The sequence below is a fragment of the Erwinia piriflorinigrans CFBP 5888 genome, assembly GCF_001050515.1.
Classification (GTDB): Bacteria; Pseudomonadota; Gammaproteobacteria; order Enterobacterales; family Enterobacteriaceae; genus Erwinia; species Erwinia piriflorinigrans.
Genome location: NZ_CAHS01000014.1, coordinates 338,996 through 354,637 on the forward strand (window position 1 = coordinate 338,996; position 15,642 = coordinate 354,637).

Annotated in this window: 18 protein-coding genes; 2 read left to right on the plus strand and 16 right to left on the minus strand. The window is 52.2% G+C overall.

The features are described 5' to 3' along the window. Positions 1-121: 121 nt before the first annotated feature. Positions 122-1,342, minus strand: coding sequence for a glycosyltransferase family protein (locus EPIR_RS07715; protein WP_023654777.1), 1,221 nt, complete (start codon positions 1,340-1,342; stop codon positions 122-124). Positions 1,343-1,370: 28 nt separating this feature from the next. Continuing rightward, complete coding sequence (locus tag EPIR_RS07720; protein ID WP_023654778.1) at positions 1,371-2,171, minus strand: mannosyl-3-phosphoglycerate phosphatase-related protein; 801 nt, start codon at positions 2,169-2,171, stop codon at positions 1,371-1,373. 471 nt (positions 2,172-2,642) lie between these two features. Here EPIR_RS07720 and EPIR_RS07725 point away from each other — a divergent pair, with 471 nt between their 5' ends. Beyond that, positions 2,643-3,032 (plus strand): M15 family metallopeptidase, encoded by a 390-nt coding sequence (locus tag EPIR_RS07725; RefSeq protein WP_023654779.1) that lies wholly within the window; start codon positions 2,643-2,645, stop codon positions 3,030-3,032. Positions 3,033-3,175: 143 nt separating this feature from the next. Beyond that, on the plus strand, positions 3,176-3,334 hold the full coding sequence (locus EPIR_RS18175) for a YqaE/Pmp3 family membrane protein (protein ID WP_023654780.1): 159 nt from the start codon (positions 3,176-3,178) through the stop codon (positions 3,332-3,334). An 86-nt stretch (positions 3,335-3,420) separates the two neighbouring features. Here EPIR_RS18175 and rcsA read toward each other — a convergent pair whose 3' ends face one another. The 14 genes from rcsA to fliF all read right to left on the minus strand — a co-directional run bounded on the left by rcsA (position 3,421) and on the right by fliF (position 15,441). Beyond that, positions 3,421-4,056, minus strand: coding sequence for a transcriptional regulator RcsA (gene rcsA, locus EPIR_RS07735; protein ID WP_048697104.1), 636 nt, complete (start codon positions 4,054-4,056; stop codon positions 3,421-3,423). Between the two features lie 630 nt (positions 4,057-4,686). Beyond that, positions 4,687-5,478: a flagellar biosynthetic protein FliR gene (gene fliR, locus EPIR_RS07740; RefSeq protein WP_023654782.1), complete on the minus strand. Its 792-nt coding sequence runs from the start codon at positions 5,476-5,478 to the stop codon at positions 4,687-4,689. Next, positions 5,478-5,747, minus strand: a complete 270-nt coding sequence (gene fliQ, locus EPIR_RS07745; RefSeq protein WP_012441723.1) for a flagellar biosynthesis protein FliQ — start codon at positions 5,745-5,747, stop codon at positions 5,478-5,480. Before fliQ ends, fliR begins: the two co-directional genes overlap by 1 nt. Before the next feature lie 15 nt (positions 5,748-5,762). Then, complete coding sequence (fliP, locus tag EPIR_RS07750; RefSeq protein WP_023654783.1) at positions 5,763-6,500, minus strand: flagellar type III secretion system pore protein FliP; 738 nt, start codon at positions 6,498-6,500, stop codon at positions 5,763-5,765. Then, positions 6,497-6,886, minus strand: coding sequence for a flagellar biosynthetic protein FliO (gene fliO, locus EPIR_RS07755; RefSeq protein WP_023654784.1), 390 nt, complete (start codon positions 6,884-6,886; stop codon positions 6,497-6,499). Before fliO ends, fliP begins: the two co-directional genes overlap by 4 nt. Next, positions 6,887-7,288 carry a flagellar motor switch protein FliN gene (gene fliN, locus EPIR_RS07760; protein ID WP_023654785.1) on the minus strand — a complete coding sequence of 134 codons (402 nt, stop codon included), beginning with the start codon at positions 7,286-7,288 and terminating at the stop codon, positions 6,887-6,889. Continuing rightward, positions 7,281-8,291, minus strand: a complete 1,011-nt coding sequence (gene fliM, locus EPIR_RS07765) for a flagellar motor switch protein FliM (RefSeq protein WP_023654786.1) — start codon at positions 8,289-8,291, stop codon at positions 7,281-7,283. Before fliM ends, fliN begins: the two co-directional genes overlap by 8 nt. A gap of 9 nt (positions 8,292-8,300) precedes the next feature. Next, positions 8,301-8,783, minus strand: a complete 483-nt coding sequence (gene fliL / locus EPIR_RS07770; protein ID WP_023654787.1) for a flagellar basal body-associated protein FliL — start codon at positions 8,781-8,783, stop codon at positions 8,301-8,303. 151 nt (positions 8,784-8,934) lie between these two features. Further along, positions 8,935-10,224: a flagellar hook-length control protein FliK gene (locus EPIR_RS07775; RefSeq protein ID WP_023654788.1), complete on the minus strand. Its 1,290-nt coding sequence runs from the start codon at positions 10,222-10,224 to the stop codon at positions 8,935-8,937. Next, on the minus strand, positions 10,221-10,667 hold the full coding sequence (fliJ, locus tag EPIR_RS07780) for a flagellar export protein FliJ (RefSeq protein ID WP_023654789.1): 447 nt from the start codon (positions 10,665-10,667) through the stop codon (positions 10,221-10,223). Before fliJ ends, EPIR_RS07775 begins: the two co-directional genes overlap by 4 nt. Before the next feature lie 26 nt (positions 10,668-10,693). Beyond that, positions 10,694-12,055 (minus strand): flagellar protein export ATPase FliI, encoded by a 1,362-nt coding sequence (fliI, locus tag EPIR_RS07785; protein ID WP_023654790.1) that lies wholly within the window; start codon positions 12,053-12,055, stop codon positions 10,694-10,696. Then, positions 12,055-12,744: a flagellar assembly protein FliH gene (fliH, locus tag EPIR_RS07790; RefSeq protein ID WP_023654791.1), complete on the minus strand. Its 690-nt coding sequence runs from the start codon at positions 12,742-12,744 to the stop codon at positions 12,055-12,057. Before fliH ends, fliI begins: the two co-directional genes overlap by 1 nt. Continuing rightward, the gene (fliG, locus tag EPIR_RS07795) at positions 12,737-13,729 is read right to left on the minus strand and encodes a flagellar motor switch protein FliG (RefSeq protein ID WP_023654792.1); all 993 of its coding nucleotides are present in this window, start codon (positions 13,727-13,729) and stop codon (positions 12,737-12,739) included. Before fliG ends, fliH begins: the two co-directional genes overlap by 8 nt. Further along, the gene (gene fliF / locus EPIR_RS07800; protein ID WP_048697109.1) at positions 13,726-15,441 is read right to left on the minus strand and encodes a flagellar basal-body MS-ring/collar protein FliF; all 1,716 of its coding nucleotides are present in this window, start codon (positions 15,439-15,441) and stop codon (positions 13,726-13,728) included. The genes fliG and fliF overlap by 4 nt, the downstream gene beginning before the upstream one ends. Between the last annotated feature and the right edge of the window lie 201 nt (positions 15,442-15,642).

The window sequence follows — 15,642 nt, forward strand, 5'->3', positions numbered from 1 at the left end:
TACCCGTATTTTACGGGGAGTTGAGGCTACAATCCGTCTCAATGTGCAGAGTTGATCATAAAGCCGTGCGCAGAGACCGACTGCGTAACGGCTTTACGGGTACGACTTTTAATACAGCCGGTCAGACGTCTCCGCTATTATCGTCTTCCACCGCCTGATAGATACGTTGCAAAATGTCGGGAAAGGCTGACTGCACCCGGCTCCAGCTCGGAATAAAAGGTTTTTCATTTGGCCGCTCAATAAATGACTGCCCGGCATCAAGAATGGCCTGGGTAAACATTTCAACCGCAGCTTCCTCAATGTGCTGATCGAATTTCAAACCATTCATCGTCGCCTCATGGTTATAAATTTCCATCATATCCAACGCATTACGATAATAGGTCGCTTTGAGAATGCGGAACGAGTCGCTGGTGATATTCACCCCCATGGTTGCCATTTTGCGCAGCAGTGACTGCACAATGTCGTTGCTCATGCGCAGTAATCCACCTGTACCGTCCTGTTCTGCCAGCGGTTGGTGTTTATGATCATAATTATCGGCGATTTCCACCTGGCAACTCTGACGAGTGGTGTAGTTACGGTATATTTCCGACAAAACCCCGATCTCAAGTCCCCAGTCGCCGGGAATTTTGATCCCGTTAAGGACATGGGTGCGCATAGCAAATTCCCCGGAGAGCGGATAACGGAAGCTGGACAGATATTCGAGGTAGTCGGAATGACCATAAACCTGCTGCAACGAGCGCAGCAAAGGCCCGACCAACAATCGGCCGACTCGTCCGTTTAGCTTGTTATCCGCTACGCGCGCATAGAAACCTTTGCAGAACTCATACTGGAAGCTGGGATTGGCCAGCGGATAGAGCAGTCGGGCCAGCATGCCGCGTTCGTAGGTGACAATGTCACAGTCATGTAGCGCGACACAGTTCGATTTGTCGGACGCGAGCGTATAGCCGGAGCAAAACCAGACGTTGCGGCCTTTACCCGGTTGCGTGGGGGATAGCCCCTCTTTATCCAGTTCGGCGTCCAGCGCCTTCAGGCGCGGGCCATCATTCCACAAAATACGATGGCGCTGCGGCAGCCGGGAGAAAAACTCACGGGCGTATAAAAATTGATCCCGGTCGGCGCGATCCAGGCCAATAACAATTTCAGCCAGATACGGCACCTTAGCCAATTCGTCCACAATATGGCCAAGCGCAGGACCTTCCAGTTCTGAAAACAGCGAAGGTAAAATCAATCCCATTTTGCGTTTGCGTGAGAAACGAACCAGCTCTTTTTCCAGCGACTCAACGGAGCGTCCGGTCAGATTATGAAAATTAGTGATAACACCATTCTGATAGAAATCGCTCATCGTCTTCCCCTAATAAGGTCATTTCAGCTTACCGAGTGATAAAATGATCCAGTCCTTCTCGCCAACCCTCTGGACCGTAGTGCGTCGTATAATAGATATGGTGTTTATCCTGCCTTTGCAGGATGACAGGATTCTTACTGTAGCCTTTGATCACCACCGCATAGTCGACGGCGTCAAGCATAGCGGAATCATTGGGGCCGTCTCCTAGCCCGACGGTGACAGGGCGATTGCCCAGTGCATCATGCTGTAACAGCTCATTCAGCGCCTCTGCCTTGCCGCTACCGTTGCGCATCACGTGCCAGAAACGCCCGCCCTGCACCAGGGTCAATCCTTGCGCTTCCAGCTGCTGACGGAAAAGCTCAAATTTTTCAGTAGTGTCACGCCAGATAAGGCTCTCGGAAGCTTCCCGCATTTTGGCGAGGGCCGCATTGTGCGGCGTCAGTCCGGTCCAGTCGGCGACCTGTTGCGGGCTGGCGTCAGAAAATCCGGTAAATTTAAAGCCGAACTGCCGTTTCAGTTGCAGTAGCCTGTGGCAGAGTGCGTCATAGTCGATTTCACCCAACGCCTTTAATGCCGTGGAGCTATCCTGACTTTGCCACTGAATAACCGCGCCGTTTTCGGCAATAAACGGCTGGTGGCAGATCCCCAGAGCCTGCTGGAGAGGAGCAATTTCTGCTGCGGTTTTACTTGAGCAGATTACTAGTGGTATCCGGTGCGTCTGTAGGCGTTGCAGCCATTGCGCTGCGGGTTGCCAGCTGTAGGTGTGGTGGTCTAGCAGCGAGCCGTCAAGGTCAGTGACGATAATTAATGGGTCCTGCAATGTGAGCATAGGCAATACCTCATAATGATGCGCTACAGGAAAAATTGCCGTGTAATCATTGAGTATAGCCCAGGATGCCAGCCGCGCAGCCGCGTCCATTGTGGGAATCATCAATCTGTTGCACATGCATCACCAGCAGATAATCCTGCCGATGTACCCATCTGATTCTACATCAAGTAGAGCGACCGGTATCAAACGGTGCTCGTTGGCCTGTATTGGCCCTTTACCGCGACGGTTTTTTGAAGCTGTCGATCAGGGCTGCAGGCTATTATCTTTTATTGTCGTAAATACGACAAAATTTATTGTTTTCAACTATCGAGAATTAACCGTTTTATATTTTCTAGATAAGAAATATCAATGAACTTAGTGATGTAAATAGCGCTAACGTGCCAAATATCGCCATTATCTGAATGCGGCATGGCGTTTTCTCATTTATCAGGCAGTGAATGGGAATAACCTAAATATATCAAGGAGAATAATATGGCACATTATCAGTTTAGTCATATCAGTGAACAGAATTTGCGCGGCGTGCATAGAGATTTGGTCAAAGTAGTACGTCTGGCGCTGCATCAGACAGACATGGATTTCCGGGTGATTGAAGGCGTACGAAATATGGCAAGACAGCGGCAGCTTGTTAGCAGCGGCAAAAGTCAGACGTTGCACAGCCGGCATCTTACGGGACACGCGATTGACCTTGCTCCCTGGGTTAATCACACCATCCCTTGGCATGACTGGGATGCCTTCGCTTTAGTTTCTAAGGCGATGAAACAGGCGGCTATTCAGCTGTCGACACCTATCGTATGGGGAGGAGACTGGAAAACGTTGAAAGATGGCCCGCATTTTGAACTGGCCAAAGAGGCCTATCCCTGATTTTTTCTCATTATGGGAAGAGATACAGATAAAGCTTATCTTATAAAACGAGGGGATGCCGGAAGAAGTCGACTACGCGTGGCGTTTAATTTGCTATAATACCCGTTCGGTTAATCCCGAAAAAAAACACTATTGGAGAGTCTATGGATCTTTTACGTATTATTATCGCGATTCTGTTACCACCCCTGGGGGTGTTTATGCAGGTCGGATTTGCAGGGGCTTTCTGGCTAAATATACTGCTAACGCTATGCGGTTATATTCCAGGTATCATACACGCAGTGTGGGTGATTGCTCGCCGTTAAATATGGATTAATATGACCGCCAGCTGAATGAGTAAAAAAATAGCTGGGAACAGCGAAACCGGCTACCGCCGGTTTCGTCACGTATGCTATCTGACGTTAACGTAAATGCCGCTGGTGACATTGTCTGTCAGACGCACGACATGGTAGATAACCTGTTTATTATGAGTTTTGATCTTGCGCTTGATATTGCCCTTGTGCGAAGAAACCGTCTTGGCCTTAATTTGCATTTTGTCTGATATCTGGATGGTATCGTGGCCAGACATCCACATTTTAAGCATGTTCGATTCGGTTTGGCTAAGGGTCAACGGATGTACTTCGGTACTTAACGCCGGGCGAGGGGACGGATTCAATCTCTTCTGAAAATAGCTCACCAGCAGAGAGTCGAGAGTGGAGACCTTGATCGCTTTTGAGGTAATAATCAGGTTGTTACGAACGTAAAGGTATTCTTCAAAATGAATATTGGAGATAGCCATAAAGATGAAGAAAAGCGTGTCCGGGTTCTGAAGAATGATTTTTCTGATACGCTCACTGGCGTCCGGCTCATAAATAAAACAATCTTCGTTAATAAACACCACGCCAGGCTGTAATTGCTGACATTTGGTATATAGCTGCTCTATATCATTGATTAGGGATATATTTTTCTTTTTAACTCCCTTCACAGTCATATATTCAGTCAAACCCAGCCGTGTATAGTTGCATGAATCCATAATAATCGTCGGCATAACAGCGACCCTCACCAATTTGTTATAGGTTAAATTCAACGATGAATTACGCATTTGCGCTAATTACCCAAGTCAGCAAAGCGTTGTCATCTATCGCGTGGTGGACAACCTTATTTTTGCCAACTGATAATTAGCGTTTTTGATATGGCAGTAAACGCCGTAACACCAACATCAGTAATTTATCAGTCATCGTGCGTAACTATCTGACTTAACACGGCATTTGATGCAGCTATTCATCTTCAGCAACACTATCGCGTAAAATCCAATAAATCATGATAGGACTATTCTTAAAGTTGGTCGTAACCTTAATGCGTCTCAAGGCCTGAATGCATAATTTTGCGAGAAACATCATAAGCCATACAGGCAAGTCAGCTTTAAAGGCCGAAAGAGCTTAGAGCAAACTTTCCAATATAAATATGAGGTTGTGTATCTTCTGGACATAGATTCATTCGCTACAAATCAACGATTTGAGATAGTAAAATACGCTAACCGCCATTTAATAAGAATGATTTTAAACGCTGCTGACGAATTATCAGATTTTCCTTAGTGTATGCGGGGGGAAAATGATGTTGGATTTGTCATGACTTATTAACAACGCTTAACAATTATTATCTATTTTTATGTTTATAGTTAAGCATTGTTAACTGATAGCTCACGTAGCAGGGTGGCTAAAAGATCGAAGATTTCGCTGAATAAATGTTCACAGAAGGGCGCCAGGAGAGGCATCATCAGGATGATAAAGATCATACCTATTGATAATGTCACTGGAAATCCGATGGCGAAAACCGATAGCTGAGGTGAAACGCGATTTAATAAACCCAGCGCAAGATTTAACGTGAGCAGCAGAGTGATTAGCGGCAACGCCAACCTCATACCATTAAGAAAAATTAAATTGGCCGCTTTGGTTAGCGCCATGAAAGCATTGCCGTTCAGCGGTTCTGCCCCGATAGGAAGGGTATGAAAACTGTCTGCTACCATCGAAATGAGCCATAAATGACCGTTGAAGGAGAGAAATAGCAGCAAGGCCAGCATGTCGAGAAAGCGTGCCAGTACCGGCATATTAAGGCGACTACTGGGGTCAAAGAAGGTGGCAAATGAGAGTCCCATCTGCAAACCAATCACTTCGCCTGCGGTGCGTACGGCCGCAAAAGCGAATTGCATGGTGAAACCTATAGCGATGCCAATCAGAATTTGCTGAATAAGCAACCAGAAGCCGCCAACGGAAAAAAGCGTCACGTTGGTTGGCGGCAGCGAGGGAACCAGCACCCAGGTTATCATCACGCCCAGCCCAATTTTCACCTTGCGGCTGATTGCTTTTTCGCTAAGCAGCGGCGCGGTCATGATCAGGGCGAGGACGCGCGCCAGGGGCCAGAAAAGCTGGCTTACCCAGAACAGAAGCTGATTGCTGTCAAAAAGAATCATTATCCGATCATATAAGGCAGGTTGTTAAACAGGGTACGCATATAATCGAGTACCAGGTTTAACATCCAGGGGCCGGCAACCACCATCGTTGTTACCACCGCGAGGATCTTAGGAATAAAGGAAAGCGTTTGTTCGTTAATCTGTGTCGCTGCCTGTAACAGGCTGATTAGCAGGCCGCTGACCAGTGCTGCCAGCAGCAGCGGGGCGGCAAGGGCAAGCGCAACTTGCATGGCATCGTGCCCGATAACCATTACCGATTCAGGTGTCATTTTTCAGGCTCCGGGTCAGGAATAAAAGCTCTGTGCCAGCGAACCGACCAGCAGCTGCCAGCCGTCGACCAGCACAAACAACATCAGCTTGAAGGGTAGCGCGATGGTTGCAGGTGGAACCATCATCATCCCCAGCGCCATCAATACGCTGGCAACCACCAGATCGATAATCAAAAATGGAATAAATACCGTGAAGCCAATCTGAAACGCCGTTTTCAGTTCGCTGGTGACATAAGCAGGCAGCAGGATCCGCATTGGAACGGCTTCTGGCCCGGCAATCGGTGCTGTATTCGCCAGTCGGGCAAACAGCGCAAGATCGGCCTCACGCGTTTGGCGCAGCATAAACTCGCGCAGTGGCTGAGCGCCTTTATCAATCGCTTCCTGCATACTGATTTTGTCTTCACTGAACGGCTGATAGGCATCAGTATAAATTTTGTCGAAAACCGGCCCCATAATAAAGAAGGTCAGGAACAGCGACAGCCCGAGCAATACCTGATTCGGCGGTGCTGAAGGCGTACCGAGAGCATTGCGTAGTAGACCAAACACGATAATGATGCGCGTAAAGCTGGTCATCATCAGCAAAATAGCGGGCAGGAAGGTCAGCGATGTAATAAATACCAGCGTTTGCACTGGCAGTGACCAGCTTTGCCCACCGTTCGCCATCGGCTGGCTGATAAGCCCCGGCAGTTGAGCATAGACGTTGGGTGCCAGCATCAACAGGGTAGGCAAAAGCAAAGGAATGAGACGTTTCATGATTTCTTCCCGTGTCCTTTGCGTAACGATTGTAGAATCTGACGGAAATCTGTCGGAGCCGCCGGGAGATCCGTGGGATCCTGCGCGGGTTTTGCTGGCAGCGTGTGCAAATGGGTAATCTGCTGGGCTGTGACGCCCAGCACCAGTCGCGCCTCGTCGACATCAACGATGACCACGCGTTCGCGCTGGCCCAGCTGGCAGCTGGCGCTAATATTAAGCTGCTGGCTACCGTTACGCTTAGAGGCAAAGCCAAAGCGTTTTGCCAGCCAGGCAATCGCCAGGATCAGAATAATAATGGCCGTCAAAACCCCGCTGACCTGGGTCAGCATAGAGCCGGTAGAAATCGCCGGCTGTGGGGTGACAGACTGCTGCTGGGTGCTGTTCATTTAGCGGCTCAGGCGACGCATACGTTCAGAAGGGGTGATGATATCGGTAATGCGCACGCCATACTTATCGGCGACTACCACCACTTCACCCTGAGCAATCAGGTAGCCGTTGATCAGAATATCCAGCGGCTCGCCTGCCAGTCCGTCGAGCGCCACGACTGAGCCCTGCGACAGGCGCAGGAGTTCTTTGATGGTCATTTTGGTGCGACCCAGCTCAACGGTCAGTTTGACCGGGATATCCATAATCATATCGATATCCTGTAGCGAGGCGGGGTTTTCGCCACCCTCTAATGAGTTAAATACGCCGTCGGTGGACGAAGATTTCGTCTGTTCATTCATGGCGTCAGCCCACATGTCGTCCGCAGAGGTATCATTATCGGACGGCTTATTGGTATCACTCATCGGGCTGTTCCTCATTCATCGAATTCAAAATCGGGTTGATCAGGTGTTCTACGCGCAGCGCGTACTGTTTATTCAAGGTGCCGTACTGACTGGTCAATACCGGTACACCATCCACATGGGCAATAATGCGGTCCGGTTTTTCAATAGGGAGCACGTCGCCAGGTTTTAACGCCAGCAGGCGTGAGATCCTCATTGAGACATCTGCAAAGTTCGCGACCAGCTCAAGTTCAGAGTGCTGAACCTGTTTAACCAGCGTGTCACGCCAGGTCTCATCTTGGGTAAGTGAGTTCTCCAGCGGTGGGTTTACCAGGGTTTCACGCAGCGGTTCAATCATGCTGAAAGGGATGCAGATATTGAATTCACCGATCAGATTACCAATCTCGACCTGGAACGGCGTGGTGACCACGATGTCGTTAGGAGAAGTGGTAATGTTGGTGAACTTCACCTGCATCTCGGAACGTACATATTCCACGTCCAGCGGGTAGATAGGTTTCCAGGCTTCACTGTAGCCTTCCAGCGCCAGTTTCAGCATTCGGCGGATCACGCGCTGCTCGGTATGGGTAAATTCACGTCCTTCAACTTTCGTCGGGAAGCGGCCATCGCCACCGAAGAGATTATCCACGGCAATGAAGACCAGACTTGGCGAAAATACCACCAGCGCCGTGCCACGCAGCGGCTTGAGATGGATCAGATTAAGATTGGTTGGCACCGGAAGATTGCGGGCGAACTCATGATATGGCTGGATCTTAATCGCCCCAACGGAAATATCCGGGCTGCGGCGCAGTAAATTGAATAGCGCCATACGATAAGCACGGGCAAAGCGTTCGTTGATGATCTCAAGTGCCTGTAGGCGTTCGCGCACCACGCGGCGCTGGGTATTGGGATCATAGGGGCGAATATGATTCTCGCCCTCTTTATTACTGGCCTTGTCTTCCGTTGCGCTGTCGCTGTCGCCATTCAACAGTGCGTCAATTTCTGCCTGAGAAAGGATGTTATCGCCCATTTTATTTCATCACCGCAGGATAAAGGCCGTGAAAAGGACATCGGTCACGACCTGCTGTGGTTGTCCTTGCACCAGCGGAGGGGCCAGTACCTGCTTAATTTGTGCCACTAACTGTTGCTTGCCTTGCTCATTGTTTAGCGAGGCCACCGTCTGACGAGAAAGCAGCAGCAATAGACGGCTACGAACCTCGGGTAAATAATCGTTCAGACGACGGCGCGTATCTTCGTCCGGCAAGCGCAGAGTAAAACCGACATACAGTACGCGGTCCGGGTCATTATCTGGATTGATCAGGTTGACGGTGAAGGTATCCAGGGCGAAAAATACCGGAACGGCCGGCGGCTGGAGCTTGGCAGCCGCCGCGGGATCGGCCGGAGCCTTCATCCGTTTCCACACGGTATAACCCGCTACGCCGCAGGCGATCAGAGCCACAATCACTAACATCAGTATCAGGAGCTTACGTTTTCCGCTTCTGGATTTAGCGCTATCGGTCATATTTGCTGTGACTTCCTGTAATTATTTTCAGTAGAGCGGTACAACTCAATTCGCTGCTTCACGCCGTATTAAGCAAATTATCTCGTGTCTTGCCGTAAACAATTGGCAGAAAAGACACGAGTTTTGCCATTAGCTTGTGCGTTTGTGGCCGTCAGGCGAAGATATCAACCGCATTCGTACCGGTTGCGCGTGCCTGTAGGCTGGCGGGAACGGCTATCGGCGTGGCATCGCCGTCACCTTCGTTGCCAAGACTGAATGGTGTTTCATTATTGTTGCGCTGTTGTTCCTGCTGGCCGCTGAAGGATTTTCCCTGCTGGAAGGCGTCGCTGCTGACGTTACTTTGCCCCAGGTTAATGCCACTCTCAGCCATCGAAGCGCGTAATTGTGGAATGGCCGCCTCCAGTGCATCTCTGACCTGACTGTGATGGGAGACTAAACTCAGCTGGGCCTGATCGTTGTCCAGCTTCAGGCTGATCTGGATGCTGCCCAAATCCTGTGGATGCAGACGCAGTTCGGCCGTCTGTAACCCGTTTCGGCTGAACATCAGGATCTGTTGCCCCAAGGCCTGTTGCCATTCCGGGCTGCCGAGCTGTGCATTCAGCAATGGCGTTGCCGGGGCGCTGACTGCGGATGTTGTCGTTGGCGTGATGGCCGTGGCGGCGGACGTTAGCCCGCTATGTATGATCGGTGTGTTCAGCGCAGAATCAGGTTGTTGTTTGTCCTGGCCCTTATCTTTGCTTGCATCATTCATTAACGATTGAAAGGCTGGATTGCCGCTTTGCGCTGCGGTATTTAAGCCGGTTTCAGGCTTGCCTCCGGGTTTATCCGCTGCCTTTGCCTGCCATTCATCGTGACTGCTTTTGCCTGACAGCGCATCGCTCAACTCATCGTTTTCGCCGTCCGTTTTGCCCGTGGTTGTGCTTAACGCATCCAGCGCCGACGACTTATCGCTTTTATTTAACGTGGCGTCGGGCAGATCGTGCGCGGTAGGGGCACTGGCAGGTGGGGTGACGTGATTAGGCAACATGGCATACAGCGCCTGTAAAGCCTGCATATCATTTGCGTTCAGGGCTGTCACCGGGGTGGCGGATTCGTCACTCTGCCCCTCGCCCTTTTTCCCGATGATGCTTGCCGCTGGCTGTAGCAGGTCGCTCAGGCTTTCAGGTTTACCCAGTGTAGCCAACAGCTCATTGACGACGCTTTTCGCCGTGCTTTTACCGTCTGCGCCAGCCGCAGCACCGTCAGAAGTTTGGGCGTTATTCACCGGTTTCTGCGCCAGTGATAGCAGTCTGTTCCCTAACAGCGTAAGAAAACCCTGTGGCAGATTTTCTGCGCCAGGGGTCGATTCACCGTCTGTACGGTTATCCAGCGCACTATCGCCGTTTACGCTGTCGGTGGTTGTGCTGCGGGTGCTGGTTACCGCGGTTGGTAAGGTAATCATTCGCCTTTCCTCAATGATGCCCGTTGGGCAAATTCATCCATTCGTTTCTGATCGAGACGGTTTTCTTGTAACAGAGCGCTGGCGAGCTCGCGTGCCTGTAGCGTTTCATAAGCGTGCAGACGTTGCTGTTTATCGCGCCACAGCCGCAGCGCATTTTCAACCCGAGCACTCCAGTTTGTTAGCTGGGCACGGTGCTGTTCAATCGCTTTTTCCAGCGTCTGAATAAACTGATGGTAGTTGTACCAACGGGTGCTGGCGATCCCCTCACTCATGGTGTTGTTAAGGCTTTTACGATATTCGTCCTGATAGTTGAGTAGCATCGTCAGCTGCTCATCGGCCTGTTTATGGGCACGTCGTGCCTCGCCTAACTGTATGGCCGCTTTTTCAACATCTTTGTGCGCCAGCGAGCGCAATGTGTCGATGGCTGAAGCTGTTTTAGTCATAGATCCTCCGGTGACAGGTCAGGAACTTAACCAAAAATCGCCTGCAAATGCAGGCTGGCGTCATCGAACGTGCTGCGCTCAAACATACCCTGCTGTAAAAACGCCTCAAGCTCGGGATAGAGTTTGATCGCTTTATCCAGCGTGGGATCGGTACCCGCAGCATAAGCACCGACGCTAACCAGATCGCGGTTGCGCTGGTAGCTGGACAGCAGCTGTTTGAACTGTCGCACGCGCGCATAGTGGGTATCGTCAATCAGGTGTGTCATCACGCGGCTGATTGAGGCTTCAATATCAATCGCCGGATAGTGACCGGATTCAGCCAGCCGGCGGGAGAGGACAATGTGGCCATCAAGGATGGCGCGCGCCGAATCGGCAATTGGATCCTGCTGGTCGTCCCCCTCGGTCAACACGGTATAAAAGGCGGTAATCGAACCTCCGCCATCGATCCCGTTACCGGCGCGTTCCACCAGCGCGGGCAGTTTGGCGAATACCGAAGGTGGATAGCCCTTTGTTGCCGGCGGCTCGCCGATGGCGAGGGCAATTTCGCGCTGCGCCATGGCGTAACGCGTCAGGGAATCCATGATCAGCAGCACATGTTGACCACGGTCACGAAAATCTTCCGCGATGCGGGTGGCGTAGGAGGCACCCTGCATACGCAGCAGGGGAGAGACGTCCGCCGGTGCGGCAATCACCACCGAGCGGGCGCGGCCCTCGCTGCCAAGAATATTCTCGATAAAATCCTTCACTTCGCGTCCGCGTTCACCGATCAGGCCGACGACAATGACATCAGCCTGCGTGTAGCGCGCCATCATGCCCAGCAGGACACTTTTACCCACGCCAGAACCGGCAAACAGCCCCATACGTTGACCACGACCCACGGTAAGAAGGGCATTGATAGCGCGTACGCCGGTATCGAGCACCTCAGTGATTGGTGTGCGCTGCAAAGGGTTGAACGGCGGCGTGATCAGCGGGGCGCGATAGCCGGTTTCTGGCGCAGGCAGGCCATCGAGTGGGCGACCGCTGCCGTCCAGCACGCGGCCCAGCAGTTCGGGGCCAAGCATTAACTGTTTACCGCTGTGCTGGCTGTCGCCAGAGACGCGAGCGTAGACACGCGCTCCGGGTACAATGCCTTCCACTTCTTCCAGCGGCATTAGCAGCAGCTTCTGACCGTTAAAACCGACGACTTCGCTGTCTACTTCACCGATACCCTGATTATCTTGTCGTTCGATCACGCAGGTTGCGCCAAGTGGCAGCTGAAGCCCGGTGGCTTCCAGTACCAGTCCTGTCGCGCGCACAAGGCGACCATAACGGCGTGCCTCTGGCAGCTGCTCCATACGTTGTTCAAGATTGTCGAGCGCACCGAGCCAGCGTGACAGGCGAGTCATCATCACAATTCTCCCGGCGCGGCCAGACGGCACAATTCGTGCCAGCGGGTTGCGATGCTGGCATCCAGGTCGCCATCTTCCGCACTCACTTTGCAGCCACCCGGATGAAGGGTGGTGTCACCGAGCAGCCGCCAGCCGTGCAGGCTAAGCGTCGCACCCAGCGTGCTTTCGACGCGTGGTAAATCATCGGGATGAACGCGCAGCGTAGGTTTGCCGCTAAACATCGGTTCTTGCTGCAACATATCCTGGATCTGACGTAGCAGAGCCGTGCCGTCAACGTGCGGTGCCTGGCCGATGACGCGACGTGCCGCCTCCAGCGCCAGCTGCATCAGACGCGAGGCGATCACGCTGTCCAGCCCTTCAAGCGCGTTATGGAATTCAGAGACCAGTTGCTGCATGCGCGCCTGTAAAGGTGCCTGCTGCTGCTGAGCTTCCGCCAGCCCCTGCTGAAAGCCCGCATCGTAACCGGTTTTCTGGCCATCGGAAAAACCGCGCTGTTGGCCTTCCGCGTAGCCCTGTCCCTGCGCCTCATTGCGCACTTGGGCTTGCCACTCATCCAGCTGAAACTGCTGCTGTTCCAACGGTTCTTCACTGACTTCAGGCTGCGTCTGTTCTTCGACAGGCTGCGGTTCCGGTTGCGCCAGGTCGTTTGGCTGCCAGCGCTGCCACGGCAGAGAGGCATGATCAGACATAGGTTTCCTCGCCACCGCCAATCACCATCTCGCCACTTTCGGCCAGACGACGAACAATCAACAGGATAGCTTTCTGCTCGGTTTCCACTGCGGACATACGCATTGGGCCACGGTTGGCCAAATCATCGCGCAGGATATCGGCAGCACGCTGCGACATATTGCTCAGGAACTTCTCGCGCAGCGGCTGTTCTGAACCTTTCAGAGCCACCAGCAGCGACTCGGATTCCACTTCCTGCAACAGGCGTTGAATACTACGGTCGTCCACTGCGATAAGATTTTCGAACAGGAACATTTCGTCGATGATTTTTTGTGCCAGCTCGCCATCAAATTCGCGCACGGCTTCCATAACGGCTTCTTCCTGCTGCGTTTTCATCAGGTTGATAATTTCTGCTGCGGTGCGCACGCCGCCCATCTTCGCGCGTTTGAGGTTCTGACCATCCAGCAAGCCATTAAGGACTTCGGTCAGTTCAGCCAGCGCGGCTGGCTGTACGCCGCCGAAGGTGGCAATGCGTAGCATGACGTCGTGACGCAGGCGTTCGTCAAACTGCGCCAGAATATCCGCAGCCTGTCCTCGTTTCAGATGCACCAGGATGGTGGCGATGATCTGCGGATGTTCGTCGCGGATCAGATCGGCAGCCGCCTGTGGCTCCATAAAGTTGAGCGTGTCCATGCCGCTGGTGGTTTCGCGGGTTTCAAGAATATCTTCCAGTAGCGTCGAAGCACGCTCTTCGCCCAGTGCCTTAATCAGCACGGAACGCAGATAGTCGTTAGAGTTCAGGCTTAGAGCGGCAAACTGCTCTGCATCGGTTTCAAACTCGCGCAGTACATCAGTCAGCTGTTTATGGGAAACCTGACGCATATTAGAAATGGCAGAGCTGAGGTGCTGTACCTCACGCGCGTCCAGGTGTTTAAACACCTCCGCTGCGCGATCTTCGCCAATGGTCATCATCATGATGGCGCTTTTTTCTGTACCGGTGAGACTCATAGTTCGTCCTTCATCCACTGGCGAATAACCAGAGCCACGACGCGCGGGTCATTTTCTGACATTTCGCGAATACGCTGGCTCATCACTTCAGCACTCATGCGATGCTGTGATTTACGTTCCTGGTCAAGCTCGTCTTTGGACAGCTTGACGGAAACGCCTTCTTCTTGCGTGCTGTTGCGCGCTGCGGATGTGGCGGCTTCCCGCGTGGATTTCTCCAGCGCTGCTTTACGCTGCAATTGCGGACGCAGCAGTTTACGGTAGAGGATAAAGGCGACAATGAGCACCAGTAACCAGCGACCGGCTTCAAACAGCTGGTCGATAAACGCTGGCTGTTTCCAGAATGGCAGCTCGGCACCAAGATCGCTGTTTTCCGTAAACGGCGAGTTGACCACATTCAGGCTGTCGCCACGCTGCTCTGAATAGCCCATTGCTTCACGAGTCAGATTTTCTATCTGTTTGATCTGCGCATCATTCAGCGCAATGGGTTTACCGGCAGCATCACTGCGATAGTTGACGACCACCGCCACGGACAGACGCTGAACTTCACCGACATTCATTTTTGTATGCAGAATGGTACGGTTGACTTCGTAGTTGGTCGTGTTGTCATTGCGGGTATTCGACGGAATCGGTTTTTGCGCGCCACTGGCTGCGTTATTTGCCGCTTGGCCACCGTTGGCATTGGCACCGTTAGCGTTATTCGCATTATTATTGTTCGGCGTGGTCACCGGGCCAGCATTGGCTGGCGCTGGCTGATTGGACAGCGCACCCGGTACGCCGCCAGCAGACTGGCCGCCGAGCTGTTCGCTGTTGCTGGTCTGCCGTGAGCGGACGGCCTGCTGGTCAGGATTACTGTTCGGTGCGTACTGCTCATCGGTTTTTTCACGCTTATTAAAATCTATCTGTGCGGTAACCTGCGCGTGCACATTATTGTTACCGACAATCGGCCCCAGTATCGCTTCGATACGCTGCTGATAGCGTGTTTCAACATCGCTGGCGTACTTCAGTTGAGTATCATTAAGGTCGCGGCCGGTTGTGTCGTTCTGCGTCAGTAGGCGTCCAGATTGATCCACCACGGTCACATTACCCGGCGGCATTCCCGCAACGCTGCTGGAGACCATATGCACCACGGCATTAATCTGACCTTCATCCAACGCCCGTCCAGGTTGCAGGGCGAGAGTGACAGAAGCAGAAGGCGATTTTTGCTCACGGACGAACAGGGTTGGTTTTGGCATGGCCAGATGCACGCGTGCATCCTTGACCGGGCCAAGGGTGGCGATTGTGCGTGCCAGTTCACCTTCCAGCGCGCGCTGGTAATTGATCTGCTCGCTAAACTGGCTGATGCCAAACTTTTCTTTGTCCAGCAGTTCGAAGCCAACTGCGCCGCCTTTGGGCAGACCCTGTGAGGCGAGACGTAAACGCAGCTCGTGCACCTGCGCTGCCGGAACCAGCAGTGCGCCACCTTGATCGTCAAACTTATAGGGCACGTTCATTTGCGTGAGTTGGGTGACGATGGTACCGCCATCCTCATTGCTGAGGTTATTATAAAGTACGCGATAATCTGGCTGTTTCGCCCAAAGAACCATTGCGATGACAATGGCAATGACAGCGGCAGCGGCAACAATAAGAGGCACCCGTGGATTGGCGCGTAGGCGAGCGAGCAGGTCATTTACGCCGTTTTTCGCTGGATTATCCTGCGTGGCAGTTGCATTCATGACTCGTTCCTGTCTGACATTTGACTGGACTGCTGCGTGTAGTGTCGTAACAAAACTGACTCCCTGATGCGCTGGCTTAAAAAAATTTCCACCTGAATGGACTGCCATTATTTTCTTAAACCTGAAAATCGATGGCTGAATAAGCTCTATTTTTTGTATCTATTTAGCGGCTTTGTCTTATTGACACTGTGCTAAGTTTGT

Bases quoted from the DNA above. Each gene is read 5' to 3' on its own strand.
- EPIR_RS07715 (WP_023654777.1), bottom strand. From the start codon at position 1,342: ATGAGCGATTTCTATCAGAATGGTGTTATCACTAATTTTCATAATCTG.
- EPIR_RS07720 (WP_023654778.1), bottom strand. From the start codon at position 2,171: ATGCTCACATTGCAGGACCCATTAATTATCGTCACTGACCTTGACGGC.
- EPIR_RS07725 (WP_023654779.1), top strand. From the start codon at position 2,643: ATGGCACATTATCAGTTTAGTCATATCAGTGAACAGAATTTGCGCGGC.
- EPIR_RS18175 (WP_023654780.1), top strand. From the start codon at position 3,176: ATGGATCTTTTACGTATTATTATCGCGATTCTGTTACCACCCCTGGGG.
- rcsA (WP_048697104.1), bottom strand. From the start codon at position 4,056: ATGCCGACGATTATTATGGATTCATGCAACTATACACGGCTGGGTTTG.
- fliR (WP_023654782.1), bottom strand. From the start codon at position 5,478: ATGATTCTTTTTGACAGCAATCAGCTTCTGTTCTGGGTAAGCCAGCTT.
- fliQ (WP_012441723.1), bottom strand. From the start codon at position 5,747: ATGACACCTGAATCGGTAATGGTTATCGGGCACGATGCCATGCAAGTT.
- fliP (WP_023654783.1), bottom strand. From the start codon at position 6,500: ATGAAACGTCTCATTCCTTTGCTTTTGCCTACCCTGTTGATGCTGGCA.
- fliO (WP_023654784.1), bottom strand. From the start codon at position 6,886: ATGAACAGCACCCAGCAGCAGTCTGTCACCCCACAGCCGGCGATTTCT.
- fliN (WP_023654785.1), bottom strand. From the start codon at position 7,288: ATGAGTGATACCAATAAGCCGTCCGATAATGATACCTCTGCGGACGAC.
- fliM (WP_023654786.1), bottom strand. From the start codon at position 8,291: ATGGGCGATAACATCCTTTCTCAGGCAGAAATTGACGCACTGTTGAAT.
- fliL (WP_023654787.1), bottom strand. From the start codon at position 8,783: ATGACCGATAGCGCTAAATCCAGAAGCGGAAAACGTAAGCTCCTGATA.
- EPIR_RS07775 (WP_023654788.1), bottom strand. From the start codon at position 10,224: ATGATTACCTTACCAACCGCGGTAACCAGCACCCGCAGCACAACCACC.
- fliJ (WP_023654789.1), bottom strand. From the start codon at position 10,667: ATGACTAAAACAGCTTCAGCCATCGACACATTGCGCTCGCTGGCGCAC.
- fliI (WP_023654790.1), bottom strand. From the start codon at position 12,055: ATGATGACTCGCCTGTCACGCTGGCTCGGTGCGCTCGACAATCTTGAA.
- fliH (WP_023654791.1), bottom strand. From the start codon at position 12,744: ATGTCTGATCATGCCTCTCTGCCGTGGCAGCGCTGGCAGCCAAACGAC.
- fliG (WP_023654792.1), bottom strand. From the start codon at position 13,729: ATGAGTCTCACCGGTACAGAAAAAAGCGCCATCATGATGATGACCATT.
- fliF (WP_048697109.1), bottom strand. From the start codon at position 15,441: ATGAATGCAACTGCCACGCAGGATAATCCAGCGAAAAACGGCGTAAAT.